Annotated in this window: 2 protein-coding genes; both read left to right on the forward strand. The window is 29.3% G+C overall.

The window, feature by feature from the left end:
* Positions 1-296 precede the first annotated feature (296 nt).
* The gene (locus RR430_RS09060) at positions 297-1,442 is read left to right on the forward strand and encodes a helix-turn-helix transcriptional regulator (RefSeq protein ID WP_332488798.1); all 1,146 of its coding nucleotides are present in this window, start codon (positions 297-299) and stop codon (positions 1,440-1,442) included.
* Positions 1,443-1,490: 48 nt separating this feature from the next.
* Positions 1,491-2,779, forward strand: a 1,289-nt coding sequence (locus RR430_RS09065; RefSeq protein WP_332509002.1) for an HAD-IC family P-type ATPase, incomplete at its 3' end; no start/stop codon positions are given.

The following is a 2,779-nucleotide window of genomic DNA, read 5'->3' on the forward strand; positions in this document are numbered from 1 at the left end:
TTGTATTAAACAAAAAAGGTGTTAGTTTTCACCAACACCAGAATTTGTAGAACCGGGCTTTTTCTTTTGAAGAAAGTGATAATTAAACTTTTAACTATTATAAAAAGTGTTATAATGAACAAGAAGGAATTTGCAAGATAATGACGAATGATGTGACTACAATACAAGATAAATTTGCTTCAGCCCTTGACCGACGACAAGTGTGCTCTTTTGATATTGAATTTGTTGACAGTGAAACCTCTCCTCTTATCCATAGTGCGGCGAGGTTTTTATATTTTTTAGAGGGTGTATGTACTTTGTCGATTAACGGAATTGATTATCAAATTGTATCAGATACATTGGTAGCTATAATGCCATGGGATATTTCAGTTATAAAAGAAGTTAAAGATTCAATTACATTTCAAAAAGTAGTTTACAACTTTGATTTTATTAATGGATATCTTAGGACAATTTATAATCCTAAAAACACATTAATAGACTTACATGAAAAAATCAAAGACAATCCAGTTTTATATTGCAATGATGAACAAGCAGAAAGTTTTCGAATTTACTTTTTACAACTTCAACAAGAATTAGGAGAAGAAAGTTTGAATCCTGATTATACAAAACTACCTGTGTTGTCTGATTCTTATGTAACTAGTATGTTAGTGGCGATATTAGTATTGTTTAATAGATATATTCAAAAGAGTAAAAAGAATGTTGATGCTGTTGACAGTGAATTGGATTTAACTAATCAAATTCTTAAATATATTAGTACACATTTACAAACGAAAATTACCTTAGAGAAATTATCAAAAGTTTTTTATATAAGTGAATCAACAATAGCTAAATATCTTCAAGAAAATATTGGACATTCATTTTCTGAAATGTTGAATGAAATCAGGATATCGAAGTCGTATGATCTACTTCTTTACTCAGATTTAAGTTTAAATACAATTGCTCAGATACTAGGCTTTACTGATGCTTCACATTTCATTAAGACATTTACTACGAAAGTAGGTGCTACACCTAATGAATATCGTAAGAATTATCAAAGTAACGAAGATATCTTAAAGCGAAAAGAAAATGAAGTTATCTACAAAGTGCTTAATTATATCGATAATAACTATTTAAGTGATAAAATAAGTGGAGCAACAGTAGCTAGAAAATTTGGTGTATCAATGATTGAATTAAATCATATGCTTGTATTTCAAGTTGAGAAAACATTTGATGATTATGTAGACTGGCTTAGAGTTTCACGTGCTAGTGATTTATTAATTACAACTGATTTAGCGATTACTGATATTGCTATCGAAGTAGGATATAATACTACTAAGACATTTACAAGAATATTTACAAATATTCGAAGAATGACGCCAGGTGCTTTTAGAAAAACCGTAAGTTTGCAAAGAAAGAATGGCGAGATAATTAAGCCTACAAAAGAAAAACCGTATCGAAATTAATTGGGGAATATATAAGGGTGTTGGTAGAATAAATTTAGAGGTAAATTTATGATAAAAGGATTAACAAATCAAGAAGTTCAACAAAGAGTTGCTAATGGAATGACCAATACTTTAGAAGTGAAAATTACAAGAACATACAAAGAAATATTTAAATCAAATATTTTTACATTTTTTAACTTAATGAATGTAGTTTTAATAATGCTTATTATATTTGTGCAATCTTATCGAAATGGATTGTTTTTCTTAACGATAATTGCCAATACATGTGTTGGAATTTTTCAAGAAATAAGATCAAAACGTGTTCTAGATAAACTTGCTATTGTAACAATGAATCAAATAGAAGTATATCGTGATGAAGATATTGTTAAGTTGCCAATAGATCAATTGGTAATTGATGACATTGTTAAAATCAAAGCGGGAATGCAAGTTCCAAGCGATGCAATAATTATTGATGGAAAACTAGAAGTAAATGAATCTTTATTGACTGGTGAAAGTGTTCCACAATTTAAAGAAAAAGATAATGAATTATTTAGCGGAAGTATTGTTACCTCTGGTGAAGCAATTTGCAAAATCATTCATGTTGGTAAAGATAATTATTCATCAAAAATCATTCAAGAAGCTAAAAAATATAAGGCGATTTCTTCAGATTTAAAGAAGAGTATTGATACAATACTAAAAATTATTAGCATAATAATAGTTCCTTTGGGAGTGATGTTGTTTGTTAATCAGTACTTTGTTTTGCATTTTCCACTAAAAGAAGCAGTAGTAAAAATGGTAGCAGCCTTAATAGGAATGATACCAGAAGGACTTGTTTTTCTTACTAGTGTTGCCTTAGCGATTAGTGTAATTAGATTGGCGCAAAAGAAAACATTAGTTCAGGATTTGTATTGCGTGGAGACATTAGCAAGAGTAGATACATTATGCTTAGATAAGACAGGAACCCTAACAGAAGGTAAAATGAAAGTTATTCAATCATTTAATATGGTAAATATAAACCTAGATGAAATTATGGGTAATTACTGTTCGATATTTCCTGATGGTAATGCAACATCGCTGGCTTTAAGTGATTCATTTAAAAAATTATCTAGCTATACTGTAGTAGATAAACTAGATTTTTCATCAGATCGTAAGTACAGTGCAATTACGTTTAAAGAAGGAACATATTGCTTAGGTGCAGCTCAATTTTTGTTTCCAATGAATGATGAAACTAATAAAATAGCACAACAATATGCTAATGAAGGCTATCGTGTAATTTTTTTGGGAATGAGTAGTCAAGGTATAAAGGAAAATAAAATTGTTGATGCAATACCTCTTGCATATATGTTAATAAGAGACCA

Source organism: Anaerorhabdus sp. (assembly GCF_036641015.1).
GTDB lineage: Bacteria > Bacillota_I > Bacilli_A > Erysipelotrichales > Erysipelotrichaceae > Anaerorhabdus.